The sequence below is a fragment of the Streptomyces sp. NBC_00322 genome (genome assembly GCF_036147535.1).
Taxonomy (GTDB): domain Bacteria; phylum Actinomycetota; class Actinomycetes; order Streptomycetales; family Streptomycetaceae; genus Streptomyces.
Map to the genome: position 1 here is coordinate 8,314,076 of NZ_CP108019.1, position 15,922 is coordinate 8,329,997.

Sequence of the window (15,922 nt, forward strand, 5' to 3'; positions counted from 1 at the left end):
CTCTCATATCACCGCAGGCGGTCCGCCGCACAGGGCCGACCCACCTCACAAAGGCAGGGCTCTGACCATGACGACCACGACTCTCTCGCTGGACGACCTCACACCAGAGGACGCCGAACTGACCTACACCCGCACGGTCGACCGCGCACTGGTGCACCGGGACTCGCTGGGCGAGGTGTTCCTCACCGATCTGCGGCCGCTCGGCGACACCTGCTACGCGGCGGCCGCTCAACTCCCGCGCTCCCACGCCTATTACGGTGACCATCTGCTGCGCCCCAGCGCCTACGACCCGGTGCTGCTCCTGGAGGCGTGCAGGCAGTCCTGCCTGGCCGGTGCCCATGAGTTCTACGGGGTCCCGGCCGACCACAAGTTCATCCTCACTCATCTGCGCATCCAGCTGACGCGCCTGGAACGCATAGCCGTGGGGGCGGCCCCCTGTGCGCTGTCGATGCGGGTGACGGTCGTCGCCCACCGTCGGCGAGAGGGCCGTACCACTGGACTGGACTACGAGATCGGCCTGTTCGTCGGGCGGATCGAGATCGGCACCGCCTCCGTGGGCCTGCGGTTCAAGTCACCTGCGGACTATGTGGAGTTGCGGCTGAAGAACCGCGGCGGAATGCCGCTGCCGTCATCGGGTACGCACGAGGACACCACGCCGGCCACGGCCGTGGACCCGTACCTCGTCGGCCGGACCAACCCTCGTAATGTGGTGCTCGCCGACGCCGAGACCGAGGACGACACCGCGCGGGCGGTGCTGCGGATACCGGGTGACCACCCGAGCATGTTCGACCACCCCCAGGACCACCTCCCCGGCATGGTGATCGCGGAGGCCGCGCGGCAGATCGCCCTGCTGACCGCGCTGGAGGCCCGCGGCATGTCCCCCTCCAAGACCCTCCCCACAGCCCTGTCCGTGGTCTTCAGCCAGTTCGGTGAGCTGGAGAAGACGACCGTGATCACCTCCCAAGTGGGCGAGGAGCGCCAAGCCCCGGCCACCGACGAGGACGTGTACTACACGCAGGGCGGCACCGTGGAGGTGGACCGCGCCGCGGCCGGGTCCGCCGGCCGGCTGCCGGTGCGGGTCGTGGCCGACCAGGACGGCGAGACACTGTGCGTCTTCTCCCTCACCCTCAGCCGCCTCGGGCTCCGGTCATGAGGTACCTGAATCCGCCCGTACGCCAGTCCTCCGCCGCCTTCTTCGACGTGGACGAGACGCTGATCAACGTCAAGAGCATGTTCAGCTTCCTGGAGTTCTATCTGCGCAGGCGGGGCGAGCCCGAGGCCACCTACGGGCGTCTGTTCGCCGAACTGCGCCACTCGGCCGGGCTGGGGGTGCCCCGTAAGGACATCAACCGCCACTACTACCGCTTCTACGCGGGTCACAGCGCACAGCAGCTGGCCCGAGCCGGCCGCGAGTGGTTCACCGCCGAGCAGGAGAAGGGGAGTCTGTTCATCCCCGAAACGCGGAGTCGGCTCCAACGCCACCTGCAGCAGGGCGAGTTCGTGGTCCTGCTGTCCGGTTCGTTCTTCGCCTGCCTGGAGCCGGTCACCGAACATCTCGGCGCCCATTGGGCCATCGGCACCCGGCCGGTGATCCGCCGGGGCAGGCTCACCGGAGAGGTGCTCACCCCGATGATCGGATCAGCCAAGGGGCGCGCCGCGCGGGCCACCGCGGCCGTGAGGGGGTTCGACCTCGCGGAGTGCAGTGCCTACGGGGACCACTCGAGCGATCTCGACCTCCTCGCCTCGGTGGGCCGGCCGGTCGTCGTAGGGGAGGACCCCGTCCTCGCGGACCACGCGGCTCGTGCGGGCTGGCAGCGGATCGTCCCCGGCCACACCCCGGCTCCGGCTCCGGCTCCCGCCCCGGCAGAAGCGACCGCAGTCCGATGACCGCCCGACTCCAGGAGGCGATATGTACGGCCCGATCGGGATTGTGAGCACAGGGTCCTACCTCCCTGCCACCGTGGTGGGGAATGAGGAGATCGCACGGGGTGCCGGGGTGACGGACGAATGGATCGTCCGCAAGACGGGAATCCGTCAGCGTCGCCGGGCCGCCCCGGGGGAAGCCACCTCGGACCTGGCGGCCGAGGCGGCCAGGCGGGCGCTGGATCAGGCCGGACTGCGGCCGGCGGACCTGTCGTACATCGTCGTCGCCACCTCGACACCGGACCAGCCGCAGCCCGCGACGGCCGGGATCGTCCAGAATCTGCTCGGCGCGCGGAACGCGGCGGGCTTCGACCTCAACTCGGTGTGCAGCGGCTTCATTTACGCGCTCACCGTCACCCAGCGGCTGCTCCAGGGGGACGAACGGGCGTCATACGGCCTGGTCGTGGGGGCAGACATCTACTCCCGCATCCTCGACTACTCCGACCGCAGAACCGCCGCCCTCTTCGGTGACGGTGCGGGCGCTGCGGTCATCGGGCCGGTCGACCAGGGGCAGGGGGTCATCAGGACCAGCCTGCTCACCCGGGGCGACCAGCACCATCTCATCGGCGTGACGGCGGGCGGCAGCCGGCTCCCAGCCTCCCCGGCGACTCTCGCCGGAGGCGACCACCACTTCCGGATGGAAGGGCGAGGGGTGCGTGGTTTCGTGCAGGAGCAACTGCCTGCGGCCGTACGGGACTTGCTCGCCACCGCAGGGGTCACCGGCGACGCCGTCGACCACTTCGTCCCGCATCAGGCCAACGGGGTGATGCTCGCGGAGGTCTGGCCCGACCTGGGGCTCGGATCAGCCGCGCTGCATCTGACGCTGGAGCGGTACGGCAACACCGGCGCCGCCTCCGTCCCCGTCACCCTCGACGAGGCGCACCGGCAGGGTCGACTGGCCGTCGGCGACCGCGTCCTGCTGGCTGCCTTCGGCGGCGGCATGTCCGTGGGGGCGTCCTTGGTCGACTGGGCCCCGACCCGGCACGCACGGCACGGGACGGCGCAGTCCCTGGCCGGCCTCATCCCCGCCCCCAGGGGCGCCGTGTGAGAGGCCGCCCGGTCCAGCGCCCACGGGTGCGGGATCGGGCGGCCCGACTCAGAAGGGAGAAGCCACTGTGTACGAGACAGCACCCCGCGTTCCGGACGAGGAGGAGAGGGCGGCCGTCATCGCTGCACTCCTGGAAGCGACGCGGCACTGGATGGCCGCCGAGGATCCGGTTCAGGCCGCCCCGCCCGCACCGCCCGCCGAAGTGAGCCAACCTGCCTCTTCGGCGACAGCGGCCGCGACTTCCTCGAAGCGCGCCGTCACAGGAGGCAACTCGCCCTCCGGAAAGACGATTTGAGTCACCAGCTCGTCCACAGGGCCGGCCACCGGTGCCCAGCGCAGCCAGTCGGCCAGGCCGTCCGCCATCCCCTCACCCACCAGACCCACCGTGTGCCCGTCACGCAGCACCCGCTGTGTGGGGTCGAACGAGACCGACCGCTCGATCAGCCGGGGCGTCGCACCGGCCCGGCGGAACATCTCGACCACCTGGTCGTAGTGCGCGGGATTCGCCTCCCGCGCATGCACCACCACGGGGAACTCCGCGACGGCCGCGAGCTCCACCTTCTCGGGCGCGCCGGCCGTCAGCGGGTGCCCGGCCGCGAGGAGCACGCCTTGTCGCTCCCGGCGCACCGGGTGCAGCCGTACGCCCGCGACCGGCTCGGGCGTACGCGCGACGCCCGCGTCCGCCTGACCGTCGAGCACCGCGCGCGCGATATCGGGCGTACGCACCGGCTCGGCGCTCACGCGCACCTCGGGGTGGCGGGCGCGCATGGCCTCGACCAGCTGCGGGACCGTGCCGTAGCCGGTGCTCGTGCTGTAGGCGAGCCGCAGCCGGCCCAACTCACCGCGGCCCGCTCGCCGCGCGGCGTCCCAGACTTCGTCGAGCGCTGCGAGCGCGGCGGCTCCACGATCCTGGACCGCTCGTCCGGCATCAGTCAGTTCCACCCTGCGCGTCGTACGGTCCAGCAGCCGCACGCCGAGCTGGGCCTCGAGCTGACGGATCTGCGCGCTCAGGGCGGGCTGCGCGATGTGCAGCCGCTCGGCCGCCCGCGTGAAATTGGACTCCTCTGCAACGGCCAGGAAGTAGCGGAGCAATCTCGCCTCAGGTGTCATCGCCACCAGAATAGGCACGCGGAAGTCGCCGGAATCGGGAACGGCATCGGAATCGGGAATCGGGGCCGGGATTCAGAAGCGTTGCCTATGAGTCGAGAGCACACCGGTCTTTCCCTCCGGCACTCCCGCGCTCCTAGCGTGAACGTCATGAACCCAACCCCTCTCCCCACTGCCCCCGCGACCATGCGCGCCTACGTCGGCACGCCCGAAGGCCCGGACCTCCGGCACGTACCGGCGCCAATACCCGGGCCCGCGGAAGCGCTGGTACGGGTCGGAGCCTTCTCCGTCAACCGCGGGGAGCTGGGCCTGTTCGCCCGGCGTGAGGAGGGGTGGCGCCCGGGGCAGGACCTCGCGGGAACCGTGGTCCGCGCCGCGGCCGACGGAAGTGGTACGGGGGCCGGGACCCGCGTGGCGGCGATGGTCGACTTCGGCGGTTGGGCCGAGTACGTGGCGGTCCCCACCGACCGGATCGCGCCCCTGCCGGACACGGTGAAGGTGCCGCAGGCGGCGACTTTGGGCGTGGCCGGGCTGACGGCTCTGCGCGCGCTGCGCCGCGGCGGTGCGCTGTTGGGGCAGCGGGTGCTGATCACCGGTGCGAGCGGCGGCGTCGGGTCGTTCGCGGTCCAGCTCGCGGCGGCCGCGGGTGCCGAGGTGACGGCACTGACCGGCAGTCACAGGTCGCTGGACGTGGCGGCGCTCGGGGCACGGACAGTCATCGATGAACTCGGCAGTCTGAAAGGGGAGTTCGACTTCATCGTCGAGTCCGTCGGGGGCGAGGTGCTGACGACGGCGCTCAAACTGCTCGCCCCGCTGGGGCACATCGTGCTGCTGGGCACGTCCTCGCGGCTGCCGGCCGCTCTGACGATCTCCTCCTTCGTTCCGCATGTCCGTCAGACGCTCCACCCGTTCTGGGTGTTCGGCTCCGGGGAACCGGTTGGCGGGGATATCTCCGTACTACTGCGGCTGATGGCCGCCGGGCAGATGGATCCTGTCGTGGGCTGGACGGGCTCATGGGAGCGTCTCCCCGAAGCGATGGAGGCCCTGCGGGAGCGCCGTGTGGCAGGCAAGGCCGCGCTCACCGTCGACGAAGGTGCGTGACCGTGGCCCGGATCGTGGTCGCCGCATCGGGTTATCGCGGGTCCACCGGTCTGCTGGTCGCCCGCGCGGCCCGGGAGCGGGGCCATGGCGTCGTCGAACTCACCGATCTCGGGGACGATCCCGCCGTCGGCCGGGCACTCGACGGTGCGGACGCGATCGTCCTCATCCCGCGGCGCGGCAACGCCTGGCGCCACACGCACCAGGCCGTACGCACTCTGATGGCCGCGGCCACGCCCGTCGGCGAACCGCCGCATCTGGTGCTCCTCAGCTCCTTCGCCGTCGGCCACGGGCCGGCCCACCCCCTCAACCGGATCGACGACGCGCTGCTGCCGGGCCGGGTCGCCGCGGAGGAGGAGCTGCGCGCCGGTGGCCTGCCCTACACGATCGTGCGGCCCACCTGGTTCACCGACGACCCCCCGGGTTCGCACGCCCTGACCTTCACCCAGCACCCCAGGCCCGACGGCATGGTGGCCCGTGCCGACATCGCCGCCACGCTCGTGGCGGCGGTCGAGATTCCTGCGGCCCGCTCCACCACCTTCGCCCTCTACAACGAGCCCGGGGAGCCGGTCGCGGACTGGGCCGCGGCGTTCGCCCGCCTCCGCCCGGACAAGGACGACCAGCCGGGCCCCGACCCCGAGGACCTCTCATGACCTCGCTCCCCGAAGCCCAGCACGCCTGGGAGTCGACGTTCCGTACGGATCCCGATGGCCGGCCGCTGGCACCACTGTTCCACCGGCTGCTGATGCTCGACGTCGTGGGTACGCCGACGCCGGAGGACGCCGCCCGGCTGGAGGGTGCGCTCCAGAGTCTTGAGGCGGAGTTCCCGTACGGCCCGGACGGGCTGCTCACCGCTCTGGCCTGGGGACCCGGCTGGTTCGAGCGGCACACCCCGCTGCGCCGCTCCCCGGTGGGGCGGCCGCTGCCCATGGCCCGTTGGGAGAATCCCGTCCTCGAAGAGATCGATGCCTGTCTTCATCTCGCAAGCGACGACGAGGAGTTGTTGGCCGACATCAGCGGCCGTCTCTTCGGAGCGGGCCCCCTCGACCAGCGAACCCGATTGCGGCTGCGCGAGGTACGCACCGGATTCGTGGGCCGTGGCCTGCCTGCCCGGCGCCTGCCCGGCGCGGGCCTGCCTCACAGCGCGCCGCTGATGCTCGGCTTCCACTCGGGTCTGCGGGGCAACCAGGCCGACGAGGACAGCATCACCATCACCGAAGGGCCGCTCGCCGGTGGGACGACGATGCACGTGAGCTATCTGACGCTGGACATCGACAGTTGGTACGAGCAGGACGCGGACACCCGCAGCGCCCACATGTTCTCCCCCCGTGTCAGCGCCGAAGCCGCCGGGAAACTGGTGGACGACGCGCGGAGCGACGCGGACGACCTGCCCGCCACGGCCGCGTCCCACGGACTCGTCGGCCACGCCCAGGCCACCGGACGGGCCCGCCTGAACGGCCGCGCCCGTATCAACCGCAGGGACTTCGCCACCCTCGACCACGGCTCACCCGGCACACACTTCGTGTCCCTGCAGCGCACGATGGAGGACTTCCACGCGACCCGCGCGGTGATGAACGCGGCAGACGCACCTCCCCACCACCCCGCCGTCGGAGTCCGGCGCCGCAACGGCATCAACGGCTTCATCGAGGTCCGCAGCCGGGCGACCTTCGCCGTTCCGCCGCGCGCCACGAGGTCATTTCCCTGTCGCTCGGCACGAACCTCAGCCACGCCCTGATACCCGGCAGGATGGCGTCAGCTGCGTCATCGGGACCGCCGCCTCGCGAGTTCTCATGGCCGAGTTCCGTGGCGCTGACAACGAGGCACGGCAGGATCCGTACCCAGGGTCGTCAGGCCGTGCCGCTGGTGAGGACGGTGACGCGGTCGACGAGCATGGGACTGCCGGGGCGGGTCCTCGGGGTGGGTGTGCTGTTTCCGGCGAGAGCGTTGGGAAAGCCGCCGCCGATGGCCAGGTTGAGGAGAATGAAGTGCCCATGGCCCGTGGCGGCACTCCAGGTGGCCTCGTCCACCTGTGCCGAGCTGACGGTGTGGTAGAGACTGCCGTCGACGTACCAGCTCAGCCGCTCGGGCTCTGTGGTGCGGTCCCATTCGAGGGTGTACGTGTGGAAGTGGCCGGTGCAGCGTGTGCGGGGGCAGTTGGTGGTTGCGGCGATGCCGGTGCTTTCGTTGCACGGGCCGCCGGTGGGGGTGCCGCAGTGCATGACGCCCCAGATGCGGTTGAGGCCGTTCACGTTCTCCATGATGTCGAACTCGCCGGCAGCGGGTGAGGGTGCCTGGCCCGTGCGGAAGGGCGCGCCCATGGTCCACAGGGCGGGCCAGTAGCCTTCAGCGGCGGGGCCGGTGACGGCGGGGAGTTGGATGCGGGCCTCGATGCGCAGTCTTCCGCCGGCGGGAGGCTGGAAGTCGCTGCGGCGGGTTTCGATGCGTCCGGAGGTCCACCGCCCGGCACGATCCCGCAGCGGTGTGATCCGCAGGTTGCCGTTGCCGTCGCGGCTGAGGTTGGCCGGGTCCGCGGTGTAGGTCTGGACCTCGCCGGTGCCCCACTGGGGTGGACCGCCGGGGTATCCGGTGCCGAGATCGATGATCCACTTGTCGGCGTCGGGCAGACTGCCCGCTGCCCCGTCGAATTCGTCGGCCAACTCCAGCCTCCACACGCGCGTGGCAGACGCCGGGGCACCCGCACTCAGCGGGGCCAGGCTCAGGCAGCAGGCAGCCAGCGCGACGCCCACCGTGCGGCGTGTGCGGCCCTTGCGCAGCGGCAGCTTCATCGAGACCTGCTTCCCGCGCCGTGGTGGCGACCGATCCCTGCTCCGACATCCATGCTTCCGCACCTTATGTGCGGCGATGCCCGGTTGGTACGTGGCGCGCCACGACAGCCGGGTTGGCTCAAGCCAGTGCGCGTTACGGAGACAGCTGCGCGAACGGGTCCCCGAACCAAGGGGAGTGGGGTGCCGCCACCGGGCAACGGCGCGGCACCCCGGGTCGGTCAGCAGCAGCGGCTGCTCGGGTGAGCCTCTCGGTGCGCGATGCGCAGCTTCTCGTACTCCGGGCGAGTGGGGACAGGGGCGTCGGGGTGGTTGCGGCGGTGACGTTCGCAGTAGCGGTCGTATGCGGCCTCGCCGGTGAACTCCCGCACGTACCAGCGCAGTCCGTCCAGTACGTGACGGAGCGTCATTCGCGGACTCCGGCGAGCTCCTTGCGGGGCCCCGGCACCGGTACCTCGAGCTGCGAGGCAACGTACGGCGCTTCCGTGGTGGGCAGCTGGGCGGGCGAGCGCAGGGCGCGGGCGCACACCACGGCCGCGTTGGCGATCACGGTCACGACCAGCAGGATGAAGACGGCGATGAGGACGCCGTCGACGGTGGAGTTGGTGACCACGGTGTGCATGTCGTCCATGGTCTTGGCAGGAGGAAGCACCGTGCCCGCGTCGATTCCGTCGGCGTACTTGTGCCGCTGGGCGAAGAAGCCGACGCGCGAGTCGTCGGAGAAGATCTTCTGCCAGCCGGCGGTGAAGGTGACGGCGACCACCCAGGCCAGGGGGACGGCGGTGACCCAGGCCCAGCGCAGCCGTCCGGACTTGACCAGGACGGTGGTGCAGACGGTGAGGGCTACCGCGGCGAGCAGCTGGTTGGCGATGCCGAAGAGCGGGAAGAGCTGGTTGATTCCGCCCAGGGGGTCGGTGGCGCCGGTGTAGAGGAAGTAGCCCCAAGCGGTCACGACCAGTGCGCTGGCGATCCAGATGCCCGGCTTCCAGTTGACGCGGCCGATCGGCTTGTAGACGTTGCCGAGCATGTCCTGGAGCATGAAGCGGCCCACCCGGGTGCCCGCGTCGACCGTGGTGAGGATGAACAGTGCCTCGAACATGATCGCGAAGTGGTACCAGAAGGCCTTCAGCGCCGCCCCGCCGAAGACCCCGGAGAAGATCTCCGACATGCCGACCGCCAGTGTGGGCGCCCCGCCGGAGCGGGCGATCAGCGTCTGTTCCTCCACCGCCTTCGCGGCGGCGGTCAGTTGCTCGGGTGTGATCGTGAAGCCGAGGCCGGCGACCGCCTGCGAGGCGGATTCGACGGTGGTGCCGAGCAGCCCCGCGGGGGCGTTCATCGCGTAGTACAGCCCCGGGTCGAGGACGGAGGCGGCGATCAGGGCCATGACCGCGACGAACGACTCCATCAGCATCGCGCCGTAGCCGATCATCCGTACCTGGGATTCCTTCTGGATCAGCTTCGGGGTGGTCCCGGAAGCGACCAGCGAGTGGAAGCCGGACAGAGCGCCGCAGGCGATGGTGATGAACAGGAACGGGAAGAGGGAGCCGGCGAAAACCGGTCCGGTGCCCGAGGTGGCGAAGTCGCTCACCGCCTCGGCCTGCAGCTTCGGCGCGGCCACCAGCACGCCGACCGCGAGCAGCGCGATCGTGCCGATCTTCATAAAGGTGGAGAGGTAGTCGCGCGGCGCGAGCAGCATCCACACCGGCAGGACGGAGGCGACGAATCCATAGCCGGCCAGGCAGAAGACGAGAGTCGTAGGGCTCCAGGTGAAGGCGTCGGCGAGTGAGGAGTTCTCCACCCAGCCGCCGCCGACGATGGCGAGGAGCAACAGCGCGACGCCGATCAGGCTCGTCTCGGTCACCCGTCCGGGACGCAGGTATTGCATGTAGAAGCCCATGAAGAGGGCGATGGGGATGGTCATGGCGACCGAGAAGGTGCCCCACGGGGAGTGCGCGAGGGCATTGACGACGACCAGCGCCAGCACACCCAGCAGGATGATCATGATGACGAAGACCGCGATCAGCGCCGCGGCCCCGCCCACCTTGCCGATCTCCTCACGGGCCATCTGGCCGAGCGACTTGCCGTCCCGGCGCATGGACAGGAAGAGCACCACCATGTCCTGCACCGCCCCGGCGAAGATCACCCCGACGACGATCCAGATGGTCCCCGGCAGATACCCCATCTGGGCCGCCAGCACCGGCCCGACCAGCGGCCCGGCCCCCGCGATCGCCGCGAAGTGATGTCCCAGCAGGACCCGGCGGTCGGTCGGCTGGAAGTCGACCCCGTCCTCGAGTCGCTCGGCGGGGGTGGCTCGACTGTCGTCGAGCTTCAGCACGCGCCGGGCGATGAAGCGTGAGTAGAAGCGGTACGCGATGGCATACGACCCCAGGGCCGCGACCACCAGCCATACGGCGGAGATCTCCTCGCCCCGGGCCAGGGCCACCATGCCCCAGGCGAAGGCGCCGAGCAGGGCGACAAAAGTCCACAAAACAATCGATTTCGGACGCACTTGGATGTTTTTTGGCATGGAGGATCCTCGGCTCGGCGGGTCAGGAGTGAGAAGGGTGAGGAGAAGCGGGAACGGGTCAGGGCTTGGGCGGACGCCGGGTCAGCAGATACGCCGCGAGCAGGGCGAGGCTGCACACCGGCACCCAGGCGAGCTGGTACCAGTAGAAGAACGGCACCCCGGCCAGCTGCGGCCGGTCCTGCGCGTACCAGGGCACCCACAGCAGGGCAACGACGGGAGCGACGAGGCAGACACCGGCCGCGGCCCGGCGCCAGACGTGGTGGTGGCGGGGGAGCGTGATCCGTACCACGGGTGACCTCCTCATTCCTGTCGGTCTGTGCAAGAGTTGCCGGCGTCCGTGATTCGGTTGACAGAAGATTTCGATGAGATTTCCCTGGTTTTCCTGTCATCGCAGCCGGCCCTTCGCGCAACTCGTATGCGACAGGGCTCGCGCACTCCCAGGACACCAAGGACGGTGACCGATGACCGAAGGTCCCATGGCCGCGGCGTTCCTCGCCGTCATCGGCGGTGCGTCGCTGCTCGCCGTCACCGCGCGCCGCCTGCACGCCAACGACGACCTGCCCTCCTTGGAAGGCTGGGCGCTGGCCGACCGGAGCCTCGGCACCGTCTGGACCTGGTTGTTGCTGGGCGGCACCATCTTCACCGCGTACACCTTCGCCGCCGTACCCGGCCTGGTGTACGGCAACGGGGCACCCGCCTTCTTCGCCCTCCCCTACACCGTGATCGTCTGCCCGCTCGCCTTCGTACTGCTGCCCCGGATGTGGAGCGCGGCGCGGGACCACGGCTACGTCACCGCCGCAGACTTCGTCCGCGGACGCTACGGTTCGGGCCCGCTGGCCCTGGTGGTCGCACTCACCGGCATCCTCGCCACCATGCCCTACCTCGCCCTGCAGCTCCTGGGCATCCGCGCCGTACTCACCGCGGGCGGGCTCTACCCGAGTGCCGCCACCGGCGACCTGGCAATGGCCGCGATCTTCGCCGGTCTCGCGGTCGCCACCTATCGGCACGGTCTGCGCGCGCCCACCGTCATATCGGCGCTCAAGGGCGTGGCGGTCTTCTGCTCGGTACTCGCCGTCAGCTGGCTCGTCCTGGCCCGCCTCGGCGGCCCCGGTGCCGTCTTCGACCAGGCCGCCCGCCGCCTCTCCGGCCCGGACGCCGGCCACGCATCCCTCGTCCTCTCACCGGACCAGCAGCCCGCCTTCGCCACCCTGGCCCTGGGGTCGGCGCTTGCCCTGCTGATGTACCCGCACGTCCTTACCGCCGCCTTCGCCGCCTCCAGCCCGCGCGTCCTGCGCCGGGTCGCCGTTGCCCTGCCTGCCTGGACCGCGGTGCTCGCACTGTTCGGGCTGCTCGGCATCGCGGCGCTCGCCTCGGGCGTCGAGGCCCCCGAGGGTGGCGCCGAGGCCGCGGTTCCCATCCTGGTGGACCGCCTGATGCCGGCGCCGCTGGCTGGTCTGGTCTTCGGCGCGATCACCGTGGGGGCGCTGGTCCCGGCCGCAGTCATGTCGATCGCGGCCGCGACCTCGTTCGTACGCAATGTGTACACCGAGTATTTCCACCCCACCGCCACGCCCAAGCGTCAGGTCCGGATCGCCAAGGCGGTCTCCCTCACGGCGAAGGCGGGAGCAGTCGCGTTCGTCTTCGGGCTGCGGGACCAGGACGCCATCAACCTCCAGCTCCTCGGCGGTGTCTGGATCCTCCAGATCTTCCCCGCGGTGGCCATCGGGCTGTTCACCCGCCGGCTGCACCACCGTGCGCTGCTCGCAGGGTGGGCCGCCGGGATGCTGTTCGGCACGGTCATGGTCGTACGGGAGGGCTTCTCGCCCGTCGTACCGCTCGGCCTGCCCGGCATGTCCGGTCATGCGATGGAGATCTACGCGGGGCTGGCCGCTCTGATCCTCAACCTGGCCGTCGCGCTGGCCGGCACGGCGGTACTGGACCGGATCGGCACACCCCGGGGCGCGGACTCCACCGCGCTGCCACGTCGGCTGACAGTCAGGCGCCGTCCGGAGACGGGAGCGAGCAAGGCATGAGCATAAGACGGACAGTCCGGCCCGTGACCGCCGGCGTCCCCTCACCACCCCCGCAGGTGGCCGGGCCGGCAGGCGTGTCAGCGGCAAGTACAGCCGATCCCGCCGGAACCGCGGAAGCGGAGCGGGAGGCGGCCGTAGCCCGGCTCTTCGACCTTCACTACACCTCGATGCTCCGCCTCGCCGCGCTGCTGGGCGCCGACGATCCCGAGAACATCGTGGCCGAGGCGTTCTACCAGATCTACCGGAGGTGGCGGAAACTGCGTGACGCCGAATCAGCGGAGGCGTATCTGCGCTCCACCGTCTGCAATCTGACCCGGATGCGGATACGTCATCTCCAGGTAGCCCGTCGGCACGCAGAGGCACCGCCGGCCGACCCGGTCGCCTCCGCCGAGAATTCGGCGCTGCTCCGTGACGACCAGCGGGTGTTGGTCGACGCCCTCCAGCAACTGCCCGCCCGGCAGCGCGAAGCCCTCGTGCTGCGGCACTGGCTGGGCCTGAAAGAAAGTGAGATCGCTGACGCGATGGGTATTTCGGCAGGATCGGTCAAGACCCATACGGCGCGCGGCCTCGCCGCTCTCACCCAGGCGATGGAGACACGGCGATGAGCACCACCCCGGGTGCCCCCGGCACTGAGAAGCAGCTCCGCGAGACTCTCGAGGTCCTCGCCCACCAAGTGCGGCCCGCCCCCGACGCCTATCGAACCGCCCGTGGCGACTGGCTCCGCCGGGAACGCAGGCGCCGCCTGGTCCTGGCGGTCCTCATCACGGTCGTCTTCGCCCTCGCCGTACTGATCGGTCTCTGGGTACTCAACCAGACGCCTTCCGGCTCGGGCGCGATCTTCAACGGTGCCCACAGCCCGGTCGCCTCCGCACCCCACACGCCGGTCCGGCAGGTCATCAGCCCTTGAACGTGTAGTGCGTAGGGACCAGCAAGGACGTAGTGCAAGAGGGGGTGTTCGGTGTCGCCGGCCGGGCAGCCCGGCAGACCTGCCCGAGGTAGCGGTCACTGCTCGCCGGATCGACCGAGCGTCACCCACGGGGCGCCAGAAAGGATTCGCCTCAGTACAGCACTTGCAGAAGGGACGCTGCCGGGTCTTGCTTACCAGCTCGACGTCGCCGACGTCATCGGCGCACAGAAGCTGTCGTTATTTCAGGTGAAACTCCCACGCGGTCATACGACTCGGGCAATAGATCCCTCTACCCTCTTATCGCACTTGAGTAGTCCACGGAGCTGTCCAGGGAGCTTGTGTCTGCCCTTCTGAGCTCGATCACCCGCGGGGGTTCGCTTGATGCAGGGAGGGGCCGGTCGGGGTGGTTCGATTCGCGCCACCTCTGTCGGCCGACTGCAAGTAGCAGGGGCGGGCAAGGCCCTGTGCTTTGGGTCTGCGGTTACCGCCGCAGGGGGAGCGGGTGTGACGGCGGCCGCTTTGCTGGGGGCCGACATTGGCGTGCCGGCAGCGCACGCGGTGGCAGCCCTCTCGCTGCTTGCCCGTAGCCGAACGGCGCCGGACAGGGTGCGTCCTCGCATGATGTTGCTCGCTGCTTCGGTGGCAGGGGGCGGTCTTCACCACCTGGTACTGGGGCAGCTCGCTTCGTCTGCAAGACGCTCTTCTGTTCTCTCTTCTGTGGTTGAGCTGCTGGCAGTTGCAGGGCTCACCGTTTGTCTTGGGCTGGGTGTCGCCGGACTGGTGGTGGCAGCGGCGGACGGCGGCCCGACCCTGGTCTGGTTACGGCGGCTCCTGGACGGATGGATGATCGCAGGATCGCTGCTCACGCTGAGTTGGGTGCTGCTCATGCATCGCGCCGACCAAGGGGGTGATGTGTCGGGGTCGCTGTTGGGTCTCGCCCGCGTCGTGACGGACATCCTGGTCCTGGGACTCCTGGTCGCCTTGCGCTTCTGCCTGAGACGCGGGGAGCGCACATCGCTCACCGTGTCGGCCGTGGCCCTCGTCCTCCTGGCGATGAGCGACATGCTGCGCATCCTCTTGACCGCACCTGGCATCTGGTACGGGATGCCACTCGCGGCGACATGCTCGATGACCGGACTGTTCCTCGTCGCCGCCGCGCCGTGGCTGCCCGGCGGCGCCAGCGTGGTGGGAGTCGACCAGCGGGAGATGCCTGTCGTCGGGGTAGTGGCGGCCTTTGTGCCTGTGGTCGTCTGCGTGCTGGCCATGGCGGCGCACACCCTTGCCGGCGGCCACACCGATGTCGTGATGGTCGTCCTGGCAGGTTCCGTGCTTCTTGGGCTCGGCGCCCGACAAGGCGTCACCCACGCCGACCATCTGCGTATCACGCGAGAGGCCGCAGCACGTGAAGCCCATTACCGCACGCTGGTCGATGGGTCGAGCGACGTGATCACCATCGTCAGTCTGGAGGGTCGCGTGCTCTACGTCAGTCCGGCCGTCCGCCAGGTTTTCGGATACCGGCCGGAGGATCTCGTAGGCGCCCGCCTGCCGCTGTACACCCACCCCGACGACCTGGACCAGCTGATGCAAGCCGTCGAGACACTGCGCCAGGAGACCGAGTCGGGTGCCCGCGGCCCGGGCGGCTACGTGTCCTGTCGGGTTCTGGCCGCTGACGGGCGATGGCGCCACGTCGAGTCGACGATCAGCCACCACACCGACGGGCTGATCTTCAACAGCCGTGATGTGACCGAGCGGGCCGCGGTGCAGGCACAGCTTGAGCACCTGGCATTCCATGACGCGCTGACCGGCCTGTCCAACCGGGCGTTGTTCGCCGACAGAGTCACGCACGCACTACGGAAGAGGACCGCTGCCACGACCCCGCCTGCGCTGCTCCTCTTGGACCTTGACGGTTTCAAGGCAGTCAACGACTCGGCCGGACACGCTGCAGGAGATGCCGTGCTCGTCCAGGCTGCCCGTCGGCTTCAGGCATCGGTACGTGCTGAAGACACGGCCGCCCGTCTGGGCGGCGACGAGTTCGCCGCACTGCTGGAGGGAGAGGCGGGAGCATGCCAGTTCCGGACCAGGGAAGTTGCGGAGCGGATCCTCTCCGCCCTGGCGAAGCCATACCGCATCGGCAGCACTGATGCGGTGGTCTCGGCTTCCATCGGAATCGCTGTTGCCACTCCCGGGATCACGCCCGACGAACTCCTGCACAACGCCGACCTGGCCATGTACGAGGCCAAGGCCGCAGGGAAGGGTCGCATCCGCATCCACCGCCCGGAGCCGCGCTACATCCACTGCGAGACCTCGCTTCCCGCCATCACGAGAATGTAGATGAACACGAGGACGCGCTCGGCGCCGCCCACGCTGGGGTCGCCGGTGGATTGCCCGTGCGCCCGGGGGGCGTAGCGGACCAGGCGTGCCCCGCGAGCTGATCGCGGCTGCCCTGGCCAGCTGGCGAGCCGTCAGCGGCGCCCACCTCGTCCCGCTCCTCCGCGC

The 15,922-nt window shown here is 70.0% G+C and carries 15 protein-coding genes; 10 read left to right on the forward strand and 5 right to left on the reverse strand.

Features of this window, described 5'->3' with window-relative positions:
- The first annotated feature begins 67 nt into the window (after positions 1-67).
- The 3 genes from OG905_RS37810 to OG905_RS37820 are packed head-to-tail and all read left to right on the forward strand — an operon-like array spanning position 68 to position 2,971.
- Entirely contained in the window at positions 68-1,153 is a 1,086-nt protein-coding gene (locus OG905_RS37810; protein WP_328681641.1) for a ScbA/BarX family gamma-butyrolactone biosynthesis protein, read from the forward strand.
- Positions 1,150-1,887: an HAD family hydrolase gene (locus OG905_RS37815; RefSeq protein ID WP_328681643.1), complete on the forward strand. Its 738-nt coding sequence runs from the start codon at positions 1,150-1,152 to the stop codon at positions 1,885-1,887. The genes OG905_RS37810 and OG905_RS37815 overlap by 4 nt, the downstream gene beginning before the upstream one ends.
- 22 nt (positions 1,888-1,909) lie before the next feature.
- Positions 1,910-2,971, forward strand: coding sequence for a 3-oxoacyl-ACP synthase III family protein (locus OG905_RS37820; RefSeq protein ID WP_328681645.1), 1,062 nt, complete (start codon positions 1,910-1,912; stop codon positions 2,969-2,971).
- Positions 2,972-3,142: 171 nt separating this feature from the next.
- Here the strand turns inward: OG905_RS37820 and OG905_RS37825 are convergent, their stop codons facing one another.
- Positions 3,143-4,081, reverse strand: a complete 939-nt coding sequence (locus tag OG905_RS37825; RefSeq protein ID WP_328681647.1) for a LysR substrate-binding domain-containing protein — start codon at positions 4,079-4,081, stop codon at positions 3,143-3,145.
- A gap of 147 nt (positions 4,082-4,228) precedes the next feature.
- Between OG905_RS37825 and OG905_RS37830 the strand changes: the two genes are divergently transcribed.
- The 3 genes from OG905_RS37830 to OG905_RS37840 are packed head-to-tail and all read left to right on the forward strand — an operon-like array spanning position 4,229 to position 6,911.
- Positions 4,229-5,179 carry a zinc-binding dehydrogenase gene (locus OG905_RS37830; RefSeq protein WP_328681649.1) on the forward strand — a complete coding sequence of 317 codons (951 nt, stop codon included), beginning with the start codon at positions 4,229-4,231 and terminating at the stop codon, positions 5,177-5,179.
- A 2-nt stretch (positions 5,180-5,181) separates the two neighbouring features.
- On the forward strand, positions 5,182-5,829 hold the full coding sequence (locus OG905_RS37835; RefSeq protein WP_328681651.1) for an NAD(P)H-binding protein: 648 nt from the start codon (positions 5,182-5,184) through the stop codon (positions 5,827-5,829).
- On the forward strand, positions 5,826-6,911 hold the full coding sequence (locus OG905_RS37840) for a DUF7405 family protein (protein ID WP_328681655.1): 1,086 nt from the start codon (positions 5,826-5,828) through the stop codon (positions 6,909-6,911). The genes OG905_RS37835 and OG905_RS37840 overlap by 4 nt, the downstream gene beginning before the upstream one ends.
- Positions 6,912-7,023: 112 nt before the next feature.
- On the opposite strand, the gene OG905_RS37845 is transcribed toward OG905_RS37840, so the two are convergent.
- The 4 genes from OG905_RS37845 to OG905_RS37860 form a co-directional block, all read right to left on the reverse strand.
- A complete protein-coding gene (locus OG905_RS37845; RefSeq protein ID WP_328681656.1) occupies positions 7,024-7,962 on the reverse strand; it encodes a glycoside hydrolase family 16 protein in 939 nt (312 codons plus the stop codon).
- A 218-nt stretch (positions 7,963-8,180) separates the two neighbouring features.
- Entirely contained in the window at positions 8,181-8,369 is a 189-nt protein-coding gene (locus OG905_RS37850; RefSeq protein WP_328681657.1) for a YbdD/YjiX family protein, read from the reverse strand.
- Positions 8,366-10,486: a carbon starvation CstA family protein gene (locus OG905_RS37855; protein WP_328681659.1), complete on the reverse strand. Its 2,121-nt coding sequence runs from the start codon at positions 10,484-10,486 to the stop codon at positions 8,366-8,368. Before OG905_RS37855 ends, OG905_RS37850 begins: the two co-directional genes overlap by 4 nt.
- Positions 10,487-10,544: 58 nt before the next feature.
- Complete coding sequence (locus OG905_RS37860; RefSeq protein WP_328681661.1) at positions 10,545-10,775, reverse strand: DUF3311 domain-containing protein; 231 nt, start codon at positions 10,773-10,775, stop codon at positions 10,545-10,547.
- A gap of 172 nt (positions 10,776-10,947) precedes the next feature.
- On the opposite strand from OG905_RS37860, the gene OG905_RS37865 reads away from it, so the two are divergent.
- From OG905_RS37865 to OG905_RS37880, 4 genes are all read left to right on the forward strand, one after another.
- Positions 10,948-12,519, forward strand: coding sequence for a sodium:solute symporter family protein (locus tag OG905_RS37865; protein WP_328681663.1), 1,572 nt, complete (start codon positions 10,948-10,950; stop codon positions 12,517-12,519).
- Entirely contained in the window at positions 12,516-13,124 is a 609-nt protein-coding gene (locus OG905_RS37870) for a SigE family RNA polymerase sigma factor (protein WP_443044041.1), read from the forward strand. Before OG905_RS37865 ends, OG905_RS37870 begins: the two co-directional genes overlap by 4 nt.
- Complete coding sequence (locus tag OG905_RS37875) at positions 13,121-13,426, forward strand: hypothetical protein (RefSeq protein WP_328681665.1); 306 nt, start codon at positions 13,121-13,123, stop codon at positions 13,424-13,426. The genes OG905_RS37870 and OG905_RS37875 overlap by 4 nt, the downstream gene beginning before the upstream one ends.
- A gap of 381 nt (positions 13,427-13,807) precedes the next feature.
- On the forward strand, positions 13,808-15,757 hold the full coding sequence (locus OG905_RS37880; protein ID WP_328681668.1) for a diguanylate cyclase domain-containing protein: 1,950 nt from the start codon (positions 13,808-13,810) through the stop codon (positions 15,755-15,757).
- The last annotated feature ends 165 nt before the right edge of the window (positions 15,758-15,922 follow it).

Excerpts from the sequence above, each read along its gene's own strand:
- OG905_RS37880 (WP_328681668.1), top strand. The coding sequence starts at position 13,808 with ATGCAGGGAGGGGCCGGTCGGGGTGGTTCGATTCGCGCCACCTCTGTC.
- OG905_RS37845 (WP_328681656.1), bottom strand. The coding sequence starts at position 7,962 with ATGAAGCTGCCGCTGCGCAAGGGCCGCACACGCCGCACGGTGGGCGTC.
- OG905_RS37825 (WP_328681647.1), bottom strand. The coding sequence starts at position 4,081 with ATGACACCTGAGGCGAGATTGCTCCGCTACTTCCTGGCCGTTGCAGAG.
- OG905_RS37830 (WP_328681649.1), top strand. The coding sequence starts at position 4,229 with ATGAACCCAACCCCTCTCCCCACTGCCCCCGCGACCATGCGCGCCTAC.
- OG905_RS37810 (WP_328681641.1), top strand. The coding sequence starts at position 68 with ATGACGACCACGACTCTCTCGCTGGACGACCTCACACCAGAGGACGCC.
- OG905_RS37840 (WP_328681655.1), top strand. The coding sequence starts at position 5,826 with ATGACCTCGCTCCCCGAAGCCCAGCACGCCTGGGAGTCGACGTTCCGT.
- OG905_RS37855 (WP_328681659.1), bottom strand. The coding sequence starts at position 10,486 with ATGCCAAAAAACATCCAAGTGCGTCCGAAATCGATTGTTTTGTGGACT.
- OG905_RS37850 (WP_328681657.1), bottom strand. The coding sequence starts at position 8,369 with ATGACGCTCCGTCACGTACTGGACGGACTGCGCTGGTACGTGCGGGAG.
- OG905_RS37820 (WP_328681645.1), top strand. The coding sequence starts at position 1,910 with ATGTACGGCCCGATCGGGATTGTGAGCACAGGGTCCTACCTCCCTGCC.
- OG905_RS37815 (WP_328681643.1), top strand. The coding sequence starts at position 1,150 with ATGAGGTACCTGAATCCGCCCGTACGCCAGTCCTCCGCCGCCTTCTTC.
- OG905_RS37875 (WP_328681665.1), top strand. The coding sequence starts at position 13,121 with ATGAGCACCACCCCGGGTGCCCCCGGCACTGAGAAGCAGCTCCGCGAG.
- OG905_RS37865 (WP_328681663.1), top strand. The coding sequence starts at position 10,948 with ATGACCGAAGGTCCCATGGCCGCGGCGTTCCTCGCCGTCATCGGCGGT.
- OG905_RS37870 (WP_443044041.1), top strand. The coding sequence starts at position 12,516 with ATGAGCATAAGACGGACAGTCCGGCCCGTGACCGCCGGCGTCCCCTCA.